The organism is Microcystis sp. 0824, from assembly GCF_003112475.1.
Lineage (GTDB): Bacteria > Cyanobacteriota > Cyanobacteriia > Cyanobacteriales > Microcystaceae > Microcystis > Microcystis aeruginosa_C.
The window spans coordinates 1-17,947 of the sequence record NZ_BDSM01000032.1; the positions used below are offsets into that span (position 1 = coordinate 1).

Annotated in this window: 12 protein-coding genes and 2 pseudogenes; 9 read left to right on the forward strand and 5 right to left on the reverse strand. The window is 41.1% G+C overall.

Going from position 1 to position 17,947, the window contains the following annotated elements:
* Window positions 1-239: transposase family protein (locus tag N0824_RS12745; protein ID WP_146184278.1), on the forward strand; the 239-nt coding region annotated here is incomplete at its 5' end.
* A gap of 190 nt (window positions 240-429) precedes the next feature.
* On the opposite strand, the pseudogene N0824_RS12750 reads toward N0824_RS12745, so the two are convergent.
* Window positions 430-975, reverse strand: a pseudogene (locus N0824_RS12750) (transposase); the annotation flags it as partial.
* 848 nt (window positions 976-1,823) lie between these two features.
* Between N0824_RS12750 and N0824_RS12755 the strand changes: the two are divergent.
* From N0824_RS12755 to N0824_RS12770, 3 genes and pseudogenes are all read left to right on the forward strand, one after another.
* A complete protein-coding gene (locus tag N0824_RS12755) occupies window positions 1,824-2,192 on the forward strand; it encodes a hypothetical protein (RefSeq protein ID WP_108937036.1) in 369 nt (122 codons plus the stop codon).
* A gap of 211 nt (window positions 2,193-2,403) precedes the next feature.
* The gene (locus N0824_RS12760; protein WP_233256430.1) at window positions 2,404-4,830 is read left to right on the forward strand and encodes an FG-GAP repeat protein; all 2,427 of its coding nucleotides are present in this window, start codon (window positions 2,404-2,406) and stop codon (window positions 4,828-4,830) included.
* A gap of 398 nt (window positions 4,831-5,228) precedes the next feature.
* Window positions 5,229-6,247 (forward strand): annotated as a pseudogene (locus tag N0824_RS12770) (IS1634 family transposase); the annotation flags it as partial.
* 19 nt (window positions 6,248-6,266) lie between these two features.
* Here the strand turns inward: N0824_RS12770 and N0824_RS12775 are convergent.
* Window positions 6,267-7,346 (reverse strand): IS4 family transposase, encoded by a 1,080-nt coding sequence (locus N0824_RS12775; RefSeq protein ID WP_233256432.1) that lies wholly within the window; start codon window positions 7,344-7,346, stop codon window positions 6,267-6,269.
* Between the two features lie 301 nt (window positions 7,347-7,647).
* On the opposite strand from N0824_RS12775, the gene N0824_RS12780 reads away from it, so the two are divergent.
* Both N0824_RS12780 and N0824_RS12785 read left to right on the forward strand, forming a co-directional pair.
* On the forward strand, window positions 7,648-10,245 hold the full coding sequence (locus N0824_RS12780) for an HlyD family secretion protein (protein WP_108937039.1): 2,598 nt from the start codon (window positions 7,648-7,650) through the stop codon (window positions 10,243-10,245).
* Window positions 10,246-10,517: 272 nt separating this feature from the next.
* A complete protein-coding gene (locus N0824_RS12785; RefSeq protein ID WP_233256433.1) occupies window positions 10,518-11,444 on the forward strand; it encodes a PHB depolymerase family esterase in 927 nt (308 codons plus the stop codon).
* Between the two features lie 124 nt (window positions 11,445-11,568).
* Here N0824_RS12785 and N0824_RS12790 read toward each other — a convergent pair whose 3' ends face one another.
* The 3 genes from N0824_RS12790 to N0824_RS12800 all read right to left on the reverse strand — a co-directional run bounded on the left by N0824_RS12790 (window position 11,569) and on the right by N0824_RS12800 (window position 14,882).
* Entirely contained in the window at window positions 11,569-12,660 is a 1,092-nt protein-coding gene (locus tag N0824_RS12790) for an aromatic ring-hydroxylating dioxygenase subunit alpha (RefSeq protein WP_233256434.1), read from the reverse strand.
* A 101-nt stretch (window positions 12,661-12,761) separates the two neighbouring features.
* Entirely contained in the window at window positions 12,762-13,580 is an 819-nt protein-coding gene (locus N0824_RS12795) for a hypothetical protein (RefSeq protein WP_108937041.1), read from the reverse strand.
* Between the two features lie 369 nt (window positions 13,581-13,949).
* Entirely contained in the window at window positions 13,950-14,882 is a 933-nt protein-coding gene (locus tag N0824_RS12800) for a lipopolysaccharide assembly protein LapB (RefSeq protein ID WP_108937042.1), read from the reverse strand.
* 299 nt (window positions 14,883-15,181) lie between these two features.
* Between N0824_RS12800 and N0824_RS12805 the strand changes: the two genes are divergently transcribed.
* From N0824_RS12805 to N0824_RS12815, 3 genes are read left to right on the forward strand one after another with little or no spacing between them, the layout of a single operon-like run.
* A complete protein-coding gene (locus N0824_RS12805) occupies window positions 15,182-16,021 on the forward strand; it encodes a sulfatase-like hydrolase/transferase (protein WP_108937043.1) in 840 nt (279 codons plus the stop codon).
* Between the two features lie 27 nt (window positions 16,022-16,048).
* Window positions 16,049-16,933, forward strand: a complete 885-nt coding sequence (locus N0824_RS12810) for a class I SAM-dependent methyltransferase (RefSeq protein ID WP_002793312.1) — start codon at window positions 16,049-16,051, stop codon at window positions 16,931-16,933.
* Between the two features lie 58 nt (window positions 16,934-16,991).
* Window positions 16,992-17,945 (forward strand): GTP-binding protein, encoded by a 954-nt coding sequence (locus N0824_RS12815; RefSeq protein WP_108937044.1) that lies wholly within the window; start codon window positions 16,992-16,994, stop codon window positions 17,943-17,945.
* Window positions 17,946-17,947: the final 2 nt, after the last annotated feature.

The following is a 17,947-nucleotide window of genomic DNA, read 5'->3' on the forward strand; positions in this document are numbered from 1 at the left end:
AAATTCATGAACTAAGTGAGATTCCTGTTAGGAAACCAAGAGGAAAGAATTACTCGGAGGAGCAGAGGAAATATAATCGGGAATTAGGGAGAATAAGAGTAGCTGTAGAAAATGTTAATCGCTGTTTAAAAATCTTCAAAATTCTCTCTTACCCCTATCGAAATCGCCGATATAAATTTGGATTAAGAAGTCATTTAATCGCTGGAATTTACAATAACGATTTAGGTTCAAAAACCTAAGCAAAAAACTAACTATATTCTTTTAATTTAGCTGATAATAACAAGCTAGATATCTTTGTCGTGCGAATAATGTATTGAGAGTTGATTAACCGTATCTGTGGAAAAATAATGGTGGAAAGATCATAAATTTAGAAGTTCAAAGACGAAATAGATAAACCTTTCATTATACCATAAAAAATTTTTGCAAGAGGTCTAATAGGTCTAAATCTGTGGGATACTTAATATCAGCGGGCGCACAAGTCGCATCTAATATTAATTTTCCTGCATTGGGCCGCTCACTTTCTTCTCCTCGCTCTTCTGTTCTGGCATCAGATTCTTTGTCTTCGAGAATTTCTCGTCCTTTTTTCACCATTTCTTGGTTAATTTTGTTGAGGAGATTTAACTTAATTCTTTTCCGAAAATATACCATCATTGAGGCATCAAATGGAGCTTCTGTTTGATAGTTTGTTAGCCCAATAAAGTATTGTATGTAAGGGTTTTCCCTAATTTGTTCGACGGTTTCTCTATCACTTATTCCTAATCTTTCTTGAATAATTAATGCGGACATTGCTACCCTAAATGGTAAGGCGGGCGCACCCTTGTTTTCGCAGAAGCTTTTTGCGTACTCTTCTTCAAATTTTTCCCGGGGAATTAAGTTGGCCATAATAACCCAACGGTTTTCATCTGATAGTTTTCCACCAAAGGGCAGTTCAAATGATTCGGGTTCTGATGGAGTTGCGGTCGAGATACGATACATTTGTACTAAAAAAGTGCTTGGCTTTTAGTGTATTTTACCTTTTTTTGGGCCTTTTTTCTCGACTTTATTGAGTCAAAACCTTTTTCCTATCGGCATTTCAGGCTTTTTCAGCCAGCCCTAGATAGATGTATTAAACGGGATTTTTTGTCTTTCTAAAACCTGCGTTTGTCCCGGGGTTGCACGGTTTATCTTTTTATAGGAAAAAAAGGAAGTTACTGTAGGGGTGAATTGCATTCGCCCCCTTTTTTCCGTTTTCTTCTGTTTTCTTCCGTCAGGGAATTAATTCTTCTGCAACTCTAGTTTTGACGGTCAAAACCATGAAGTTTTATCCCACATTCCGCACCCTAAAGTGTCACATTGAAAATTTTATCTAAATCGTCAAAACGATTGCCGGCTCTGAATTACAGGCTAATTTGTTAGCCCAGCAAATTCACAATTAGCCCTAAAAATCTGATAGCTCTGATACCAAATTATTGAGATAAACTCTCATTAAGCTGGCGATCATTGACTAGAGTGTGACACTTCATAATTCTTAGTAATCACTAAAAGTCTTACTATACAAGGGCTAGAGCAACTTTTGATTTCAACGACTAGGGTGCGGAATGTGGGTTTTATATATTTTTCCTCTCTTGATTAAAATTTTCTAATCACTGGGGAAATTTTTAAAAACCATAGCTTATATATCTGTCCAACTTTGACCAAAAAGCTTGGGTATATTTGTCCATTTATCGTGTAAGATGTGGGCAGGGGAAACCAGAAAGCGCGGTGATGGGCTTCGAGAATCCCTCGCCTCAGTGCTTAGGGTATTGTCAATCAGATAAACTTTTTTGATTAAGGAGACTTCTACCATGGCAATTCTAGGACAACCAGGTGTAAACGATAACCTAAAATATTTAGGTGACTCTGAGTTGCTCTACGGTGATATTAATGGGATTTTAGAACCTCCAATGCTGGCTGGAGATGATTCCCTAGCAGTAAGAGGAAACTATAACGCTCTCTATGGCGAAGGGAATGCCATGATTGAGTTTACCCAAGGCAGCAAAGATTACCTGAGAGCAACAGGGGATAGTAACGCTCTGTTCGGTGATGCTAGTCAAATGTTTGACAATAGCTTGGGGGGCGACGATACTTTGTTGGCACGGGGAAGGCAAAATTTCCTGAGAGGCGATGCCAATGAAATGCTTGATAATGCCCAGGGCGGCAACGACATAATCTAGTGACCGTAGGTAGTGATACTTACATCAACTATTACGAGTAATCAAACTCTAAAGATCTCATTGGAATTATCCAAGGAGTTACCAATCTAGATATCAATCAAAGCTATTTTCAATTTGTTGCCTAGTTTGAGAACAAGCGCATTTTCTTGAGCATGATTGATATCTGCCTTGTGGAATGACTTAATTACCACCACCTAAACAGGGATTCTATATGTTGTTTAAATATGATGATATTGGCATACTTGATGCCACCCCATTTCCTCAAACATTCTCTGATTCGGTAGGATTAAAAGATAAATATGATTTCTACCGTTTTGATCTGTTGACTAGGAGCAACTTAAGATTAGGTCTGAGTGGACTAAGTGTCAATGCCAATGTTTTTTTGGGAGATGCGACCAACTTCGCCGGAAACATTAAAAATAGTACTGAAGGTCAGTGGACCAAGTTCGAGACAATAACTTCTCCATTGACTGAATTACCATTCATTAATTATCCTGAGCCTTTTGTCTACAATGGTAAGTCTTACATTAGTATCCTACTTACTAAGAAAGCCCCTAGCGGGAAGATAGTATTCGATGGTTCTGAACAAGTATGGTTGGTAGACATAGATCCTCAAGAAAATTTCTATCGTAAGGTTAGTAATGACGGCAATCTCCATAGAGATACAGAACCATTTGTTGCTGAGACGGGAGCGTTTATTTACTATTCCGAAAAGACCCCTGAGGGTAACTTCATAGTTCACAAAACTGATACTGGCCTAGGTTCGCCTCAGGAATTAGTGATTGACGGCGATACCCTAGCCGTTAGTGCTTCTCAAAATGATAACGAAGTTCCTGATTCTGGTTCTGCATATATTTATTCCCTTTCTTCCCTCTTGTCCAATCCAGATAACTCGAGCCGAGAAACGGCCAATCCAGATAGCTTGACGGGAATTAAGCCAAAGGATACTCTCACTGGTGGAGCAAGCAATGACAACCTATTCGCTGGGGTTGATGATGCTCAGTTTTCTCCGCCGACTTTCAGCGATCTCTCAATTGAAGGAGATGAGATTAGTGATTTTGAACTGGCTGCTGATGGGCTATTCTCAAAACAATTTTTTACCGGCTTTGGTGACAGTGGCAATACTTCTATCGAAGATAACTCTTTAGTTAAAATCACGGCCAGCGACGGACAAGCCTATGATTCCTTTGGACAAAATGTCTCCCTCGATGGCAATACTCTCCTAGTCGGAACCGCTCGAGATGATGACAATGGATTGGACTCTGGTTCAGCCTACATATTTAATAACATTAATGGTGTATGGACGGAGAGAGCGAAACTCAAGCCAAAAGATGGCAGAGCAGGAGACCTCTTTGGTGACACCATCAGGCTGAATGGCAGCAGAGCTTTTGTCGGATCTTGGAAGAGAGGTTCTGGTGCCGTGTATATTTTCAGGGAGAGTGGAGGACTGTGGACGCAGACAGTCAAACTTAGACCGAGTGATGGGAAACAAGGAGATCGCTTTGGCAGTTCTTTTGATTCCACCGATAGTGGCACTATCCTGATCGGAGCTAGCAGCTCCGATCAGAAAGGCTTGGATTCAGGTTGTGTTTACGTTTATAACGTCGTTAATGGGATTTGGACAGAAACTGGCAAAATTTATGCCAGCGATCCCTCACCGGGGGCTCTTTTCGGTAGATATATCCATATCGATGGTAATCAGGCTGTCATCGGAGCAGTCAAAAGCAATGCATCACAACCAAACTCTGGCTCGGTTTATATTTATGAAAACCTTAATGGCATTTGGACAGAAACGGCAAAATTGAGTGCCAGCGATGGAAAAAATGGAGATGAGTTTGGAACACCCGCGGCTATTGAGGGTAACACCATTGTTGTCGGAGCATCTGAAAGTGGCGGAACTAAAGGTGCAGCCTACGTTTTTGAGAAAGTAAACGGAAAATGGCAAGAAACAGCTAAACTGACTGCTAACGATGGACAAGTGGGGGAAGAATTTGGTACGTCTGTTACTATTAGTAATAATACGATCGCCGTCAGTCCTCGCCACGATGATGATCGAGGAGTAGATTCGGGTTCGGTTTATATTTTTCAGAAAATCAATGGGGTTTGGACGCAAGTTTACAAACTTACCGCTATCGATGGAAAAGCGGGTGATGTTTTTGGCAAGCGGGTAGTAATTGATGGCGATACCCTAGCCGTGAGTGCTTTTCAAGATGATAACGAAGTTCCTCCAGTGCCTGATGCTGGCTCTGTGTATATTTATTCCCTTTCTTCCCTCTTGTCCAATCCAGTTAATTCGGGCCGAGAAACGACCAATCCAGATAGCTTGACGGGAATTAAGCCAAAGGATACTCTCACTGGTGGAGCAAGCAATGACAACCTATTCGCTGGGGTTGATGATGCTCAGTTTTCTCCGCCGACTTTCAGCGATCGCTCAATTGACGAGATGAGAGCTGATAAGCTATTCTCAAAACAATTTTTTACTGGCTTTGGTTACAGTGGCAATACTTCTATCGAAGATAACTCTTTAAAATTGGCAGAGATTGGCGCGGCAAGCGTCCAATTGCCAGTTCAGCTAGATAGTAGCCTTGGCTTGACTAATTTGGCGCTTTCTGAGTTCTGGTTCTATATATATTTATAGCGGTGTGCAGTTGTATGAGGTACAGTGTCACGAGCTATAAACCATGCTAGGCAAAGCTTGGTCTGTATCTCACTCAAGCGCTTACCGCTATATGCCCTTTCTTCCCTCTTGTCCAATCCAGTTAACCCGATCCAAGAAACGACAAATCCAGATAGCTTGACGGGAATTAAGCCAAAGGATACTCTCATGGACGGAGCCATAGTCCGGCTACCATTCCTAAGTGATCTAGGTTTTTAATTTTTACCTATCACTGAACTTCCCCCATACATATATACCATAATAGCCGAAAACCCTTATCCATCAATGGATGCACCCCCTTAACTTTTCTTAATGTACCCATGTAATTTGTAACATTTTTTAATGGACAAGAATTCTCTCCATTTGCTAAAATGATAGCCATGTATATAGAAAAAGTTCCTAACCGTAATTCCCCCCCCGCTGTTCTTCGACCAGATTCCTATCGAGAAGGAGATCAAGTCAAAAAAGAACCCTGGCCAATCTCTCAAAATTACCCGATGATATTATCGACAATCTAAAACTGGCTCTTAAAGGGGCAACACTGTCCATGAATGAAGGCATTCCCAATCATTTTGAAGTGATTAGAAGTCTTCCTCATGGTCATGTAATGGCTATTTTAGAGACGATTAAAAAATTGGGTTTAGATAAAATAATCAGTGAAAAATCCTCACGAATCAGAAACTTAGTGGTGGCGATGATTGTGGCAAGAATCATCAATCCTAAATCGAAACTAGCCACAGCGAGAGGGTTTAATAGTGAGACTGGCAGTCAGAGTTTAGGACAATTGTTAGACTTAGAGAAAGCCGATGAAGACGAATTATATAACGCCTTAGATTGGTTATTAGAAAAACAAGAGAAAATTGAGAAGCACCTAGCACTTAAACACTTAGAATCAGGCACATTAGTCTTGTATGATGTCACTTCTACTTACCTAGAAGGCAATGGTTGTGAACTGGGAAAATATAGTTATAATCGAGATAAAAAGAAAGGGGAAACTCAGATAGTTTTTGGTTTGTTATGTTCAGCTAAGGGTTGTCCGATAGCAGTAGAAGTATTTGAAGGAAACACCTCAGAAGGTGCTACTTTAAGCGGACAAATTGAGAAAGTCAGAAAGGGTTGGGGGATTGAGAATGTTGTCTGGGTAAGTGATAGAGGAATTTTAACTAACTCGAAAATCAAGGAATTAGTAAAACCGATAGAAGGATTAGACTATATTACTGGTTTAACTAAGCCTCAAATTCGGAAAATGGCTGAGGTAGAAGTGATTCAATTAGGATTATTTGATCAGGTAAACTTGGTGGAATTTGAGAGCGAAGATTATCCCGACGAAAGATTAATTGCTTGTCGGAATCCCTTCATTGCCCAGAAAAATCAACAACAAAGAGAGGCATTATTAGACTGAGAGGGGGACAAGCGAGCTAGAAGGTAGATAGGGCAAGCGATATAGCTCTTTGTCCTTTGATGTAATCCTTCAACCGATAGCGGCTAATTTGCATTAGCTCTTCTATATTTTTTGGGAACATTTGATGTAGCTGTAGCCAATGATAGAGATGTTGACCCACATAAAAACTGCTGTGTCTGCGTTGACCTTTATATCTTTTTTCAGGTCTTGTGACATATTTTTGGATTCCCATATCCTTAATTTTTTTACCTTGTAGTGTGGCACTTGTATAGGCGATAGCTATAAGAATTATCAGCTTTGATAAGTATTTTGGTGCTAATTGAGAACCTTCTAAGCTATAGCATCCCGACTTAAAATCTCGAAACATCTCCTCAATATCAAATCTTTTTTGATAGGCAATTATTGCCGTCTCTAAATCTCCAAAGTTAGTCAGAATATCCCAAGGTTCTTTTGTTTGAAAACCCCCATAGTTTTTTTCCCACTTACCAGCTAAGTTAAACTCTCCAAATCCCTGCTCTTTTGTAAGATTGACATCATTCAAAAATAGTTTAGTTCCTGGACTTAAACCCAATCCTCTCATTTCTTGATAAACTCCTTCTTTTGTCTTCACATTTGTACTTTGTTTTTGTCTTAAGCAAAAGTATAAACTCTGCTTCTGAAGCCACTTTCCAAGACTAACCGAGCAAAATTCTCTGTCTCCTAACACCACTATTTTATGACCTGATAGTACCGTCAATATTTTCCCCAATACTCGCTGCTGTTCTTCGAGATTACTACTTCCTTTTTTATCTAATATCTCCCAATAGATTGGGATGGCTCTCTTGTCATAAATTAGACTCACCATCAAGATATTTATTGCTGCCCAACTCGTCCGGTCTATGGCAATATATACTAATCCTTTTATTGTGAATCTCTCCTGCTGTTTTAACATCTCTTTTAGGCAGAGAAACCAGATTTTTTCAATATTCAGAATTTCCAGCTTTAAAAATCTTTTTAGTTTTTTTCTCCGGCTCTCAAACAGGATTGGTATTGGTAATGCTTCTGCTAATATCTCTAACTTAGCTTGCTTTAGTATTTGCAAGGTTCCAACTATCATTAACAACAGTAGATATCTGGCTCGCCCCAGTTCATTCTCTAAGACTTTCCGGTATAGTTCACTTATCATTTTCGTTATTTAGGTCATATATAGTAAATATGACTTATCTTTTTTTGGAGTCTGTGTCTGTATTCCATGCTACATAAGCTTTTCAGCTTGCTTGTCCCCCTGTCAGGAATTTTTTATTTGGGTAATTAATTTTGCATGACTACTTATAACATATAATTAATTTGCAAGAGTTCTACTATGCTTTAAAATAAATCTAGTATCATGTCTATAATTTTTTATTAATAGCTCTTCTATGCCTATGCCTCTCTCCAATTGCTTGCGTGAGGATTTGCTTGTCACCAGGAAAATAGATCGTCAAACCTCGGCCAAGCGTTATTTTATTCAAGATCCCATCTCTCAGGAAACTTTTGAATTCGGGGAAGAAGAATATTTTTTATGTCAACTTATGGATGGGATGACATCTGTACCAGAAATCTTGGCTAGTTTTCAAGAACGCTTTAATATCAGTCTCACTGAAGAAGATTACCAGAAGTTTGCTGGACAGATTGATAGTTTTGGACTACTAGAACCGCATCAAAACCAATTGCCATCCTCTCAATCCGAGGAAGGAAACGGTCACAAAAACTCCTCGCCAACCAAGAAAAAATCCAAGCAGCATTCGTTGCTTTTTATTTGGAAACATCCTAACCCTGATGCCGTTTTTACTAGCCTAGCCCGTTGGACTCACCCTTGCCACCGTTGGCTTAGATGGTCAACTTGGCTATTGCTGCCTCTTTTACCTATTGCTCTATTGACGTTTTGGAATAATAGGACGGTTTTATGGTATGACGTGGGGCGTTTTGTTCATGGCTTACCCTTTGTCCTAAGTTATTTAGTTGACATTTTAATCTTGAATTTATGCGGCCGTATTATTCAAGGGACGGTGTTTGCTGCCTATGGCGGACGTTCCAGCGTGTTTGGCATGACCTTGGCTTTAGGATTCAAGCCTCACTTCCATGTGGACCTGAGAGAGTATCAAAGCGTACCACGAAAGGCCCAACTCTGGATCTATGGGACTCCCTTGATCATGCGCCTTTTTATCTTTAGCTTTGGTATGATTTTTTGGTACGCACAGAGAAGTTCAGGAACAGCATTTCATATTTGGCTCCTCTTGCTCGCCCATGCAGCTTTGGCAACTTTTGTGTTGATGGCTTGCCCTCTCTGGCCTCTCTATGGCTATTATTTCTTGATCGCTTTTTTCCGACTGCCGGATAACTTTATGTCTCAGTCTTTCAGAGCGTGGGGGATGGTGATCAAGGGGCGGAATCTGCCTAGTTTTTTATCGACGAGAGAAAAATTGATGCTTGCTGGCTTTGGTCTGGGGAGTATCTTATTTTGTTTATTGATGATCTATTTGATCGTTACCAATTTTGCCAAAGGTCTATATACACTTTTTCCAGAAATTTTTGGGGCTGAATCAGCGATAATTATCGTCTCCGTCCTGGTATTCATCGGTTTTCGCAAACAGATTTCTCGCTTGTTCTTCAGGGGACGGAATTCCCAAGCTACGACTGGCCTTTCTTCTAACTTGACAGAAGAGACTAAGAACTCAAAAAAGCCATCAAGTCGCTCTCGCCAGGGCTTTCAGCCTTGGCTGAAGAAAAATCTGAAATTTTTTATCCTAGCTGGTTTGGTGGCGCTGCTTTTTCTGCCTTATCGGACTATGCCAGGAGGTCCCCTGCAATTACTCACTCCCGCCGAGGTGGCTATTCAGGCTGAAGTTGATGGTAAAAGCAAAATTACTCGCGTCATGTTCCCAGGGGGTAATGAGCAATTAATCCGCAAAGGAACGGTCATTGCCCAGATGGAAGATGTCGATATTGAAGATACGATAGAGACGCTGCAATCTCAAATCGAAAAAGCGCTAGGCGATGTCAAAATTAAGCAATCTTATCTAGCTAAACTTTTAGCCACGCCAAGAAAGGAAGATGTGGAAGTAGCCCGCAATCAGGTAAAGATAGCTCGAGAAGAAGTAGATAAAGCTAAGAAAGAGGTAGCAGTGGACAAGCAAAATTTAGAGGTAATCAAGAAGCAAATAGAAAGCGCGCTCACCCAAGCTGATTTTTATTTCCGTGAGGCTTCTCGCCTGGAAGAAGGTTACAAAGAGGGAGCAATTGCCCTAAATCTTGTAGAAGATGCCCAAAGGAACGCTCAAACCAAGAAAATTGAAGCGGAAGAAAAGAGCCAGGCTTTGTTACAACAGCAACAAGTAATCGAACAAGCACGCAGCCAGCTAGCAAGCAAGCAAAGAGTTTTGGAGACAAGTGAATCTCAACTCAAGTTACTGTTAGCCGGTCCCTACCCCGACGAGATTGAAGCGGCTCGGCAGGATGTGGAAGTGGCTCGTGCCGAGCTAGAACGCTTAAGGAAACAAGAGCAGCAAGAGCGCGATAAACTCAAACTCACCACCTTAGTCATGCCCTTGGATGGTTATCTAGTAACTCCTTATCTGGACACCAAAGTGGGTAGCTATTTGGATCAAGGACAGACCTTTGCCATAGCGCAAGATGCTACCAAGATCTTGGCAGAAGTGCAAGTTCCAGAGTACGATGTCGGACAATTTTCGATTGGTAAAAATGTTCAAATCAAACTCAATGCCTATCCCACGGAAACCATTATGGGGAAAGTTGTCTCCATTACCCCTGCGGCCAGCAACAGCACAACAACGGCCGATTTGTCTTCAGAACCAGTTGTGAAGGTTTTGGTGGAAATTCCCTATGGAAAACACCTTTTTAAGACTGGGATGACGGGCTATGCTAAGATTGAAGGGCCGATGAAACCCTTCATTGTCGCTTTTTCCAGTCCGATTGTGCGTTTCTTCCAGATCGAAATTTGGTCTTGGCTTCCTTAAATCCAATAACTCCCTTATAATGTTGACAATTTGCTTATAGCGGTAAGCGCTTGAGTGAGATACAGACCAAGCTTTGCCTAGCATGGTTTATAGCTCGTGACACTGTACCTCATACGACTGCACACCGCTATAAAATGAAAATTGGCAAGCTCAGGCGAATGACAAGCATGATTTTTCTTTTATGTCTGCTTACTCTCTTATGTTTGACCGCTTGTTATGCCAGCCAGCCACAAGGCCAAGAAAGTTTAAAGGAACAGTCACTATCGCAGAGAATGAGAAGAAGAAGTAGAGTTAATCTCAATCAAGATATGGTCTTGAGAACTTTATACAATCAAGGGTTAGAAAGAAGTTACTATCTTTACACTCCTGATTCTGATACTACGGACAGACCTATGCCACTGTTGTTAGCTTTTCACGGTGGTGTTGGTCAAGGTGATACCATGGCGGCGAAAACCGGGTTTAACGATTTAGCTGATAGAGAAGATTTTCTCGTTGTCTATCCCAACGGCATTAACTTAGGTGCTGCTGGGGGGCAATGGAATGACGGACGCAACACCCCTGAGGTTCACCCAGAAATTGACGATGTTGCTTTCGTTCGGGCCGTGATTGAAGACGTAGAAAAATTGAGGAATGTTGACAGAAAAAGAATCTATGTTACTGGGGGTTCCAATGGCGGGTTTTTTGCCCAAAGATTAGGGTGCGAAATGGCTAACCAAATTGCTGCGATTGCCTCTGTAAGTTCGACGATGGCAAAATCCCTCGAATCTAGATGTCGGCCCCAAAGACCCATTCCCATACTTATGATCAATGGCACTGAGGATAGACTTGTCCCTTGGGTAGGAGGGGAAATGACAGTGGGTGCCAGAGGAGAAATCCTTTCAGTTCCTGAGACGGTGGCATTTTGGCGCAAAAATAACGGCTGCTCGGCAACGCCAAAAGAAGAACGACTTCCTGACATGGAGCAGGATGGAACTACAGTGGTATCTTACCAGTATTCAGGTTGTCATCAAAACGCCACTGTCATGCTCTATCGCATTGAGGGAGGAGGTCATGGTTGGCCTGGAGGGCGAATCATGAGACGAGCTAACCAAAACGATTTTAGCAATCGAGACCATAAAAATCTAGTGGGCAAGAACAGTCAGGCAATAAATGCTAGTGAAGTGGTCTGGAAATTTTTGCAACAGTTTACTTTGCCTTGAACGAATGCGCTTTTCGGCGTTGCTGCATTTGATCTTAAACTGTGCCAAAAACGTTCAAAATCGAATTCAAGAGCAAGAAACCCACGCCAAATCAAAATTATGACGTGGGAAGATGTCAGATTTTTCAGGCAGCGGATGGCACCAAATTCATGAGCTTAAGATAAGGTTGTTGAAAAGTATGAAGGCGGCGCTCGTCACTGCTAAGAATTCCTTGTTTATAATCCCTTGAGTTATCGATTGAAACCATTCCTAGCTGGACTGATTCGCAGACAGGTTTGTCTTCATCCCAAACTTGAGTAACTAAGTTAGCTGAGGCTTTGCTACTCATATCAAATAGAATTTTCTCCAGACTGGCATTATCAAGTTTTCCCATAAAGGTATAGTTGGTAACTTTGGTTTCTGTAGAACTAAGAGGCGTGAAAACGTGCATATTTAAAGACATCCCAAACAGAGTGGACAAGGTTAAAAGTGGGAAAATCAAATAGTGCTGGTAGCCATCTATCTTCAGTTTTCGATCTGCAAAAGCTGTGGTAAACTTTTTGACTTTTGCATCTAGCTTTTTGGCTTTACTGAGGTAAGTCGAGTGGAAGTCGTCATTCCAATAATACCCGTCAACTGCTCCATACTTGCCGAGAGAGTCGGGATGGACATCCCAGATGTGGTAGCTATCTAAAGTATTTTCAACGATAATTTTCCAGTTGGCTTTAATGATCATTTCTTGACAGTCAACTTTCTCACCCATTGACTCTGAAAAATCTAATAACCGACTATACATCCCTCCTAAATACTCTTTGAGGGTCAGACCATCATCATTTTTTTTCACAAAAACAAAGGAGCCACAAGTATCAACTAACCATTGTTTCAATTGAAAAGATTCCGGTGTACAATCGGAAAAATCGAAGCGGGACTGTAAGGGAATGTTAATCGGGATGCCAGCACTGTCATAAATCCATCCGTGGTAGGGACACCTAACTGGCCCATTGCCTTTATCCTCTTGATGAATCTTACTAAAACGATGGGAACAGATATTATCAAACGCTCGCAATTCTCCATGAAAATTCTGGACAAAAATAGCTTGTCCTCCTAGATCTTTAGCAATATAATCATTATGATTTTCTAAGTCGGTGGTCAATCCGACAAAGTTCCAAAGGTTTTGAAAGAGAACTATTTGCTCTTTCTTGAAAATCTCGGGATCGGAATACCAAGAAATCGGCACAAGGGTCTTCATTGTTAATTCTCCTCTTCAAGATTCTAGTTTTTAATTATAAACCTCAATCTTTATGGACTTTCTGAAGTATGAAAAAATTAAACTTGTTTTTATAATTCATAGGTAATACAAATTAGTTTGAGTTCTTTTTCTGCATCTTCAAGTAGCGTCCGCAGCCAAGTAATGCGATATTCAAGCTCCTCCTTATACTGGACGATCTCTTCTAGGGAACTGGAAGTCAGAGAAGCAACCGACTTAGGTGCCTGTTGAAATTCGCCTTGCATCTGAGCGATAAAATCTCCGACTTCCCCTTCGGGTTGCTCGACTTCTGCTCTCTTTTGACTCACTTTTCTTGCTAGTGCTTGATTTTCTTCGAGAGCCTCTTCAAGTGCTTGTTGTATCCGAATTAGTCGAGATTGCAAACCTTCGTTGGAGAGCTTCTGCTCTGCAAGAGTATTCTCAAGTCCCGTCAGTTCAGCTTGCAAGCTTTCTCGGATTGTTCCTTGCTCCTCAAGTTTTTGTTGTAGCTCGCTCAAGCTTGTTGAGAGAGCTAACTTCAGATGAGGGAAATAGCTCCCTACTTCCCTCATCTCTTTGGGCAAAGCTAGTGACTCTAGATGAGTGGAAGGATTAAAATCTCCACTCCCTAATGCCCTCAACTCAAGCTGAATCTGATTGAAACCCCGCTCCATTTGATTAATTGTTATTAATTCCAAAGCAAAAGTAAATCCTCCTACAAGAATAGCCACAAGGAACGCTAGGAAAATCTGCCACGGCAGTTGGGATGGGAGAAGATTACTAGACTGCTGCTGAAGTTGGAGCGAGGCATGAATTGCTAGAAACACGCCTATAAAGACAGATAAAGTAACGATAATAGCTATCAATATCTGTTGTTTTTTGAGAGAAGCTCTCTGAAAATCAAGAAACATTATTTGGCTTTTTTGCGGGAACTAACAGTATAGTCTTTAAAGACTATACTGTCTGGGGATTTAAGGATTTTTACTAAATTGGGTTTGGGCAATTTGCTGCAGGGTGAGAGCATCTCAAAAGCTATTGACAATTGGCTAATTTTGTGATCCGCATGGGCATTTCAGCTGATACCAGTTAATCAGAATAGTTACGAAATCTTAACATTTGGTCGATTTTTGCTTAACAATTGAGATAGCAAATTATCCTCAAATATGCCAGAATCGCCCTCTGGGTAAGCAACTCACACAAAGTTTATTTTGTCAAGGATTGTTAAGATGCGCTTGCCCTGCAATTTGCTGAGTTGCTTTTTCTTTGTAGGTCTCGAGGATTTATCCTAATTTATCGTCATCTTCTTCTATCAGCATATCTAAAGTGGAAAGTTCGCTGGCGACCTCTCCTTGTTCTGCCGCCAGTAAATTGGCTGCTCGATAGGCTTCTGCAGCTTCTTTGGTAAATCCTTGACGAGTATAAAGATCCCCCCATAATTTTTGTTTTTTGGCTTCTATGGGTTTTTTGTTCGGCAGATCGCGTAAAATTGCGGATGCTTCATCGAGAGCATTGCTTGCAATTAAAGCCTCTATATAACCCATTTTGGCAACGACAGGAATTTTAGGATTTAATTGCTGAGCACCTTCAAAATTTTTGCGGGCGAGGTTATATTGTTTTTGTTTTAGGTAGATATTTCCTAGGGCTTGATAAGCACTCCAAGCTGTTGGATTCATCCTCAGTGCAGACTCGATTTCATCAATTGCTGCCTTTGTATTTCCTTGTTCTTGGTAAATCTGAGACATGAGCAAGCGCCCTGGAGTTAACTGAGGGTTAAAGACCAGTGCTTTTTGAACTTGCTCTTTAGCTTGAGGGTATTTCTTTTGCTTTAATAAAACCCTCCCCATCCCCAGATAACCAGCAGGGGTAGTAGGGTCGATATTAACGGCATCTTTAAAAGCTTCAATGGCCGAGTCCAGTTCATTTTGTTTGTAGTAAACATTGCCAACGGCAAGAGCAGCTTTAGCCATCATTGGGTCAATTCTCCTCGCCGACCCGAAGTGGATCAAAGCTCCTTCATAATCTTTTTGTTTTAAACAGATGCTGCCTATACCAAGATGAGCTTGCTTAGAGCCTGGGTCTTTTTCAAGGATTTCTTCAAAAGCCTCCCGAGCTTCATCATAGCGCTTTTCCTTCATTAGTTGAGACGCTGTTTTAATTGATGGGCTTTTTTGAGTAGGCTTGGTAACTCGCTTGACTTGGGGCGTAAACGACATTGAAGGATTCCTCTGCTGCATCAAATATTTCCCTTCCGATTATACCGCTTCTTTTCCTAGTAATGCAATACCCAAGATTAACAAGGTCATCGCATCTTAACAATTATTAACAAAATGAACTTTATGTGATGTAAGTTGCATACCCATAATTCAGGCATATTTGAGGAGAATTTGCCATCTCAGTTGTTAAGCAACAATCGACTAAATAGGTTAGGCTTAGGGTAAGCCTAACCGTTATCTCTTGACATTGCGGGATTTTTTAACTACATTGGTGGGGAACATTTTGTATATAGATACACATGATTAACCATCTCATCTATATTGTTATGGATAGCTGCCGTCATGACAGCTACTCTGCGGCATCAACTCCCAATATGGATCGGCTGGGTAAGGCTGAACGCCGGTATAGCTATGCTTCTTGGACATCCCCTTCCCACTATGCTATGTTGATGGGCATGGTTCCTCACAAAAGTCCTCGGGGCGTGTTTGCCTCTGAAGTTTATAAACAAGAATTTGCTAAATGGGTAGATCGTTTAGGAATCCCAGACTTGTCCTTTAAAACCTTTATTCCCCAACTCTCCTTACCGAAAGTCTTAAAAAACCAAGGTTATAAAACTATTGGCCGAGTTTCTCTACCTGTTCTCAACCAATTTACGAGTATTAATAAGTACTTTGATGACTATCGACTAATGCCCACTCACAATGAATTTGCCAAAATGGTTGAGGAAGTAGAATTTCGCGACGAACAACCTCAGTTTTACTTTTTTAACTTAGGAGAAACCCACTATCCTTATATGCTGGAAGAGGATGAACTGCCCCATATATCTGGAGTGCATGGAGTTTTTAAGAGAATGGACGATCTGCTGCAAACTGAAACCGAGACAGAAAAAAAAGCCGAAAAGTCATTTTTCAATTCAGCAGAAATGGAGCAGCTACACAAACAGCAAATTCGTTGTGTTGAGTATGTCGATGGTTTGCTAGGTGAGCTATTTCGTAAATGTCCTGCTAACACTCACATTATTGTCACCGCAGATCATGGAGAGTTGTTTGGAGAAGACGGTTATTTCGGACACGGGCCTGTGATGCACGAAAAATGCTTTGAAGTTCCCTTCTTAGAAGGATTATGTCCCCAAATTTAAAATAAAACCAAGACAAGGAATTGTTATATGCCAGTCATTACTTCTTATGAACCATTTTCCCTGCAACCCGAATACCTAGAAGCAAACCGAGAATTTCTACACAGTTTGCCCTTAGAAAATGTCAGCCAGGTTCTCGATCTTGCTTGCGGTACAGGAACTCTCAGTGAATTGCTCCTAGAAATCAAACCAGAGGTAGGGATTGTTGGCATAGATATTTCGACAGAATCTCTCGAGATTGCGCGGGAATTATTTAAAGAAAAAAAGATGCTCGTTCAAGACCATGACGCACTTAATTCAGCTTTAAAATCCGGGCAAAGTGCTGTGCTGCTAAAAGTCGGTAGTGCTGATGATTTTGACTTAGAACCGGCCAGCATGGATCTCGTCCTGATGGGCAATGCCATCCATTTACTTCCCGACAAAGAGAAATTAATCCAAAGGATCAGTCGAGTCTTGCGTCCTGGCGGAATTTTTGCCTTTAATTCTTGCTTTTTTATCGGCACCTATCCCGAGGGAACAGAATCGGTCTATACTGAATGGATGAAAGAAGCCTTAGCTATTGTCTCCGAGAAATTGCTCCAATTGCAGCAAGCTGGTCAAGAAGGCATCCGCAGAAAGCGAGGCAAGGGGAATCGAGCTTTCGGCAATGAATGGTTCTCTCCACTTCAATGGCGGGATTTGCTCAATAGTCACCATTTAGAGATTATTCAGGATAAGCAGCGTACTGTTATGCTGACACAGCAAAGTTTGGAAACCATTGGTGCCTATGCAGGGTTTGCTGAAGTCGCCCTAAGTGGCTATCCGGTAGAGATAGCTAGTGAAGCTTTGCAAGAAGCGGCGGGAGTTACTTTAAACAATCTACAAATCAAAGAAATTCCCCGACTTTGGTTGGAGATAGTAGCCATGAAAAACTGAACTTTCTAGAGGTGATTTGTGACTATTAATAACCTTAGATATTTATGAAAATTGGTTTATGCTTAAAACACCTTGCAACGCAATCGCTGGCTTTTTAGGAAGTGGCAAAACTACACTTTTAAGAAATTCCCTGGAAAAAGTCTTTCAAGAGAAGCGCGTGGCGATTATCATGAATGAAATTGGCGACTTGGGAATTGATGGTAAAGTAGTATCAGGATTTGAAAATATAGATAAAGTAGTAGAATTGAATAGTGGTTGCGTCTGCTGTAGTGTTGACATCTTCTCTTTACACAACGCCTTTCGGGAAATTCAAGAACAAATAAAGCCCGATTTAATAGTCATAGAAACCACTGGACTGGCAAATCCCTTTCCCCTGATCCAGCGCCTCCACTATCTCGATGTCGTCCTCGATTCAGTAATCACCTTAGTAGATGCTTCAGAGTTTTTGCGGTTGGCAGCCGAAGAAGAAGTACTCAACGAGCAGGTAAGAGCGGCAGATTTTCTGATCTTGAATAAGACAGATTTAGTGACAGAACTAGAAATTGAGCAAGTCGAAAGCCATCTCCGTCAATTGAATCAAAGAGCCCCCTTATTTAAAACTACTCACAGCAATATCGATCCCAAATTATTGTTCGCCCTAGGAGCTAATCTTTACAGAAGACAATCAAAACTACTGGAAACTCAAGTGACCAAATCTGCTCAGGGTTTCCGCGACAGCCATCAAGATTTTTCCTCTTTTTGTTATCAGACAGAACGATTGGTGAACTTGGATAAATTCAAGCAATTTCTCGGAGAACTTTCCCAAAAAGTTTATCGTGCCAAAGGAATTCTCAATTTAGATGATAGAGCAACATCCTGTCTGTTTAATTTTATTTGCGGTCGTTTTGATTTTCAGGTTGTAGCCCCGGAGATTTGCGGAAAAATGCCAACGCAAGCGGTTTTTATCGGTCGCAACTTAGAACAAGAGCAAACAGCTATCATCCAGCAATTACAGGCTTGTCAAGATAGTTAAAT

What these genes read in the sequence shown, in the direction of transcription:
- N0824_RS12805 (WP_108937043.1), top strand. Translation starts at nt 15,182, where the DNA reads ATGATTAACCATCTCATCTATATTGTTATGGATAGCTGCCGTCATGAC.
- N0824_RS12785 (WP_233256433.1), top strand. Translation starts at nt 10,518, where the DNA reads ATGAGAAGAAGAAGTAGAGTTAATCTCAATCAAGATATGGTCTTGAGA.
- N0824_RS12760 (WP_233256430.1), top strand. Translation starts at nt 2,404, where the DNA reads ATGTTGTTTAAATATGATGATATTGGCATACTTGATGCCACCCCATTT.
- N0824_RS12780 (WP_108937039.1), top strand. Translation starts at nt 7,648, where the DNA reads ATGCCTATGCCTCTCTCCAATTGCTTGCGTGAGGATTTGCTTGTCACC.
- N0824_RS12800 (WP_108937042.1), bottom strand. Translation starts at nt 14,882, where the DNA reads ATGTCGTTTACGCCCCAAGTCAAGCGAGTTACCAAGCCTACTCAAAAA.
- N0824_RS12775 (WP_233256432.1), bottom strand. Translation starts at nt 7,346, where the DNA reads ATGATAGTTGGAACCTTGCAAATACTAAAGCAAGCTAAGTTAGAGATA.
- N0824_RS12795 (WP_108937041.1), bottom strand. Translation starts at nt 13,580, where the DNA reads ATGTTTCTTGATTTTCAGAGAGCTTCTCTCAAAAAACAACAGATATTG.
- N0824_RS12810 (WP_002793312.1), top strand. Translation starts at nt 16,049, where the DNA reads ATGCCAGTCATTACTTCTTATGAACCATTTTCCCTGCAACCCGAATAC.
- N0824_RS12755 (WP_108937036.1), top strand. Translation starts at nt 1,824, where the DNA reads ATGGCAATTCTAGGACAACCAGGTGTAAACGATAACCTAAAATATTTA.
- N0824_RS12815 (WP_108937044.1), top strand. Translation starts at nt 16,992, where the DNA reads ATGCTTAAAACACCTTGCAACGCAATCGCTGGCTTTTTAGGAAGTGGC.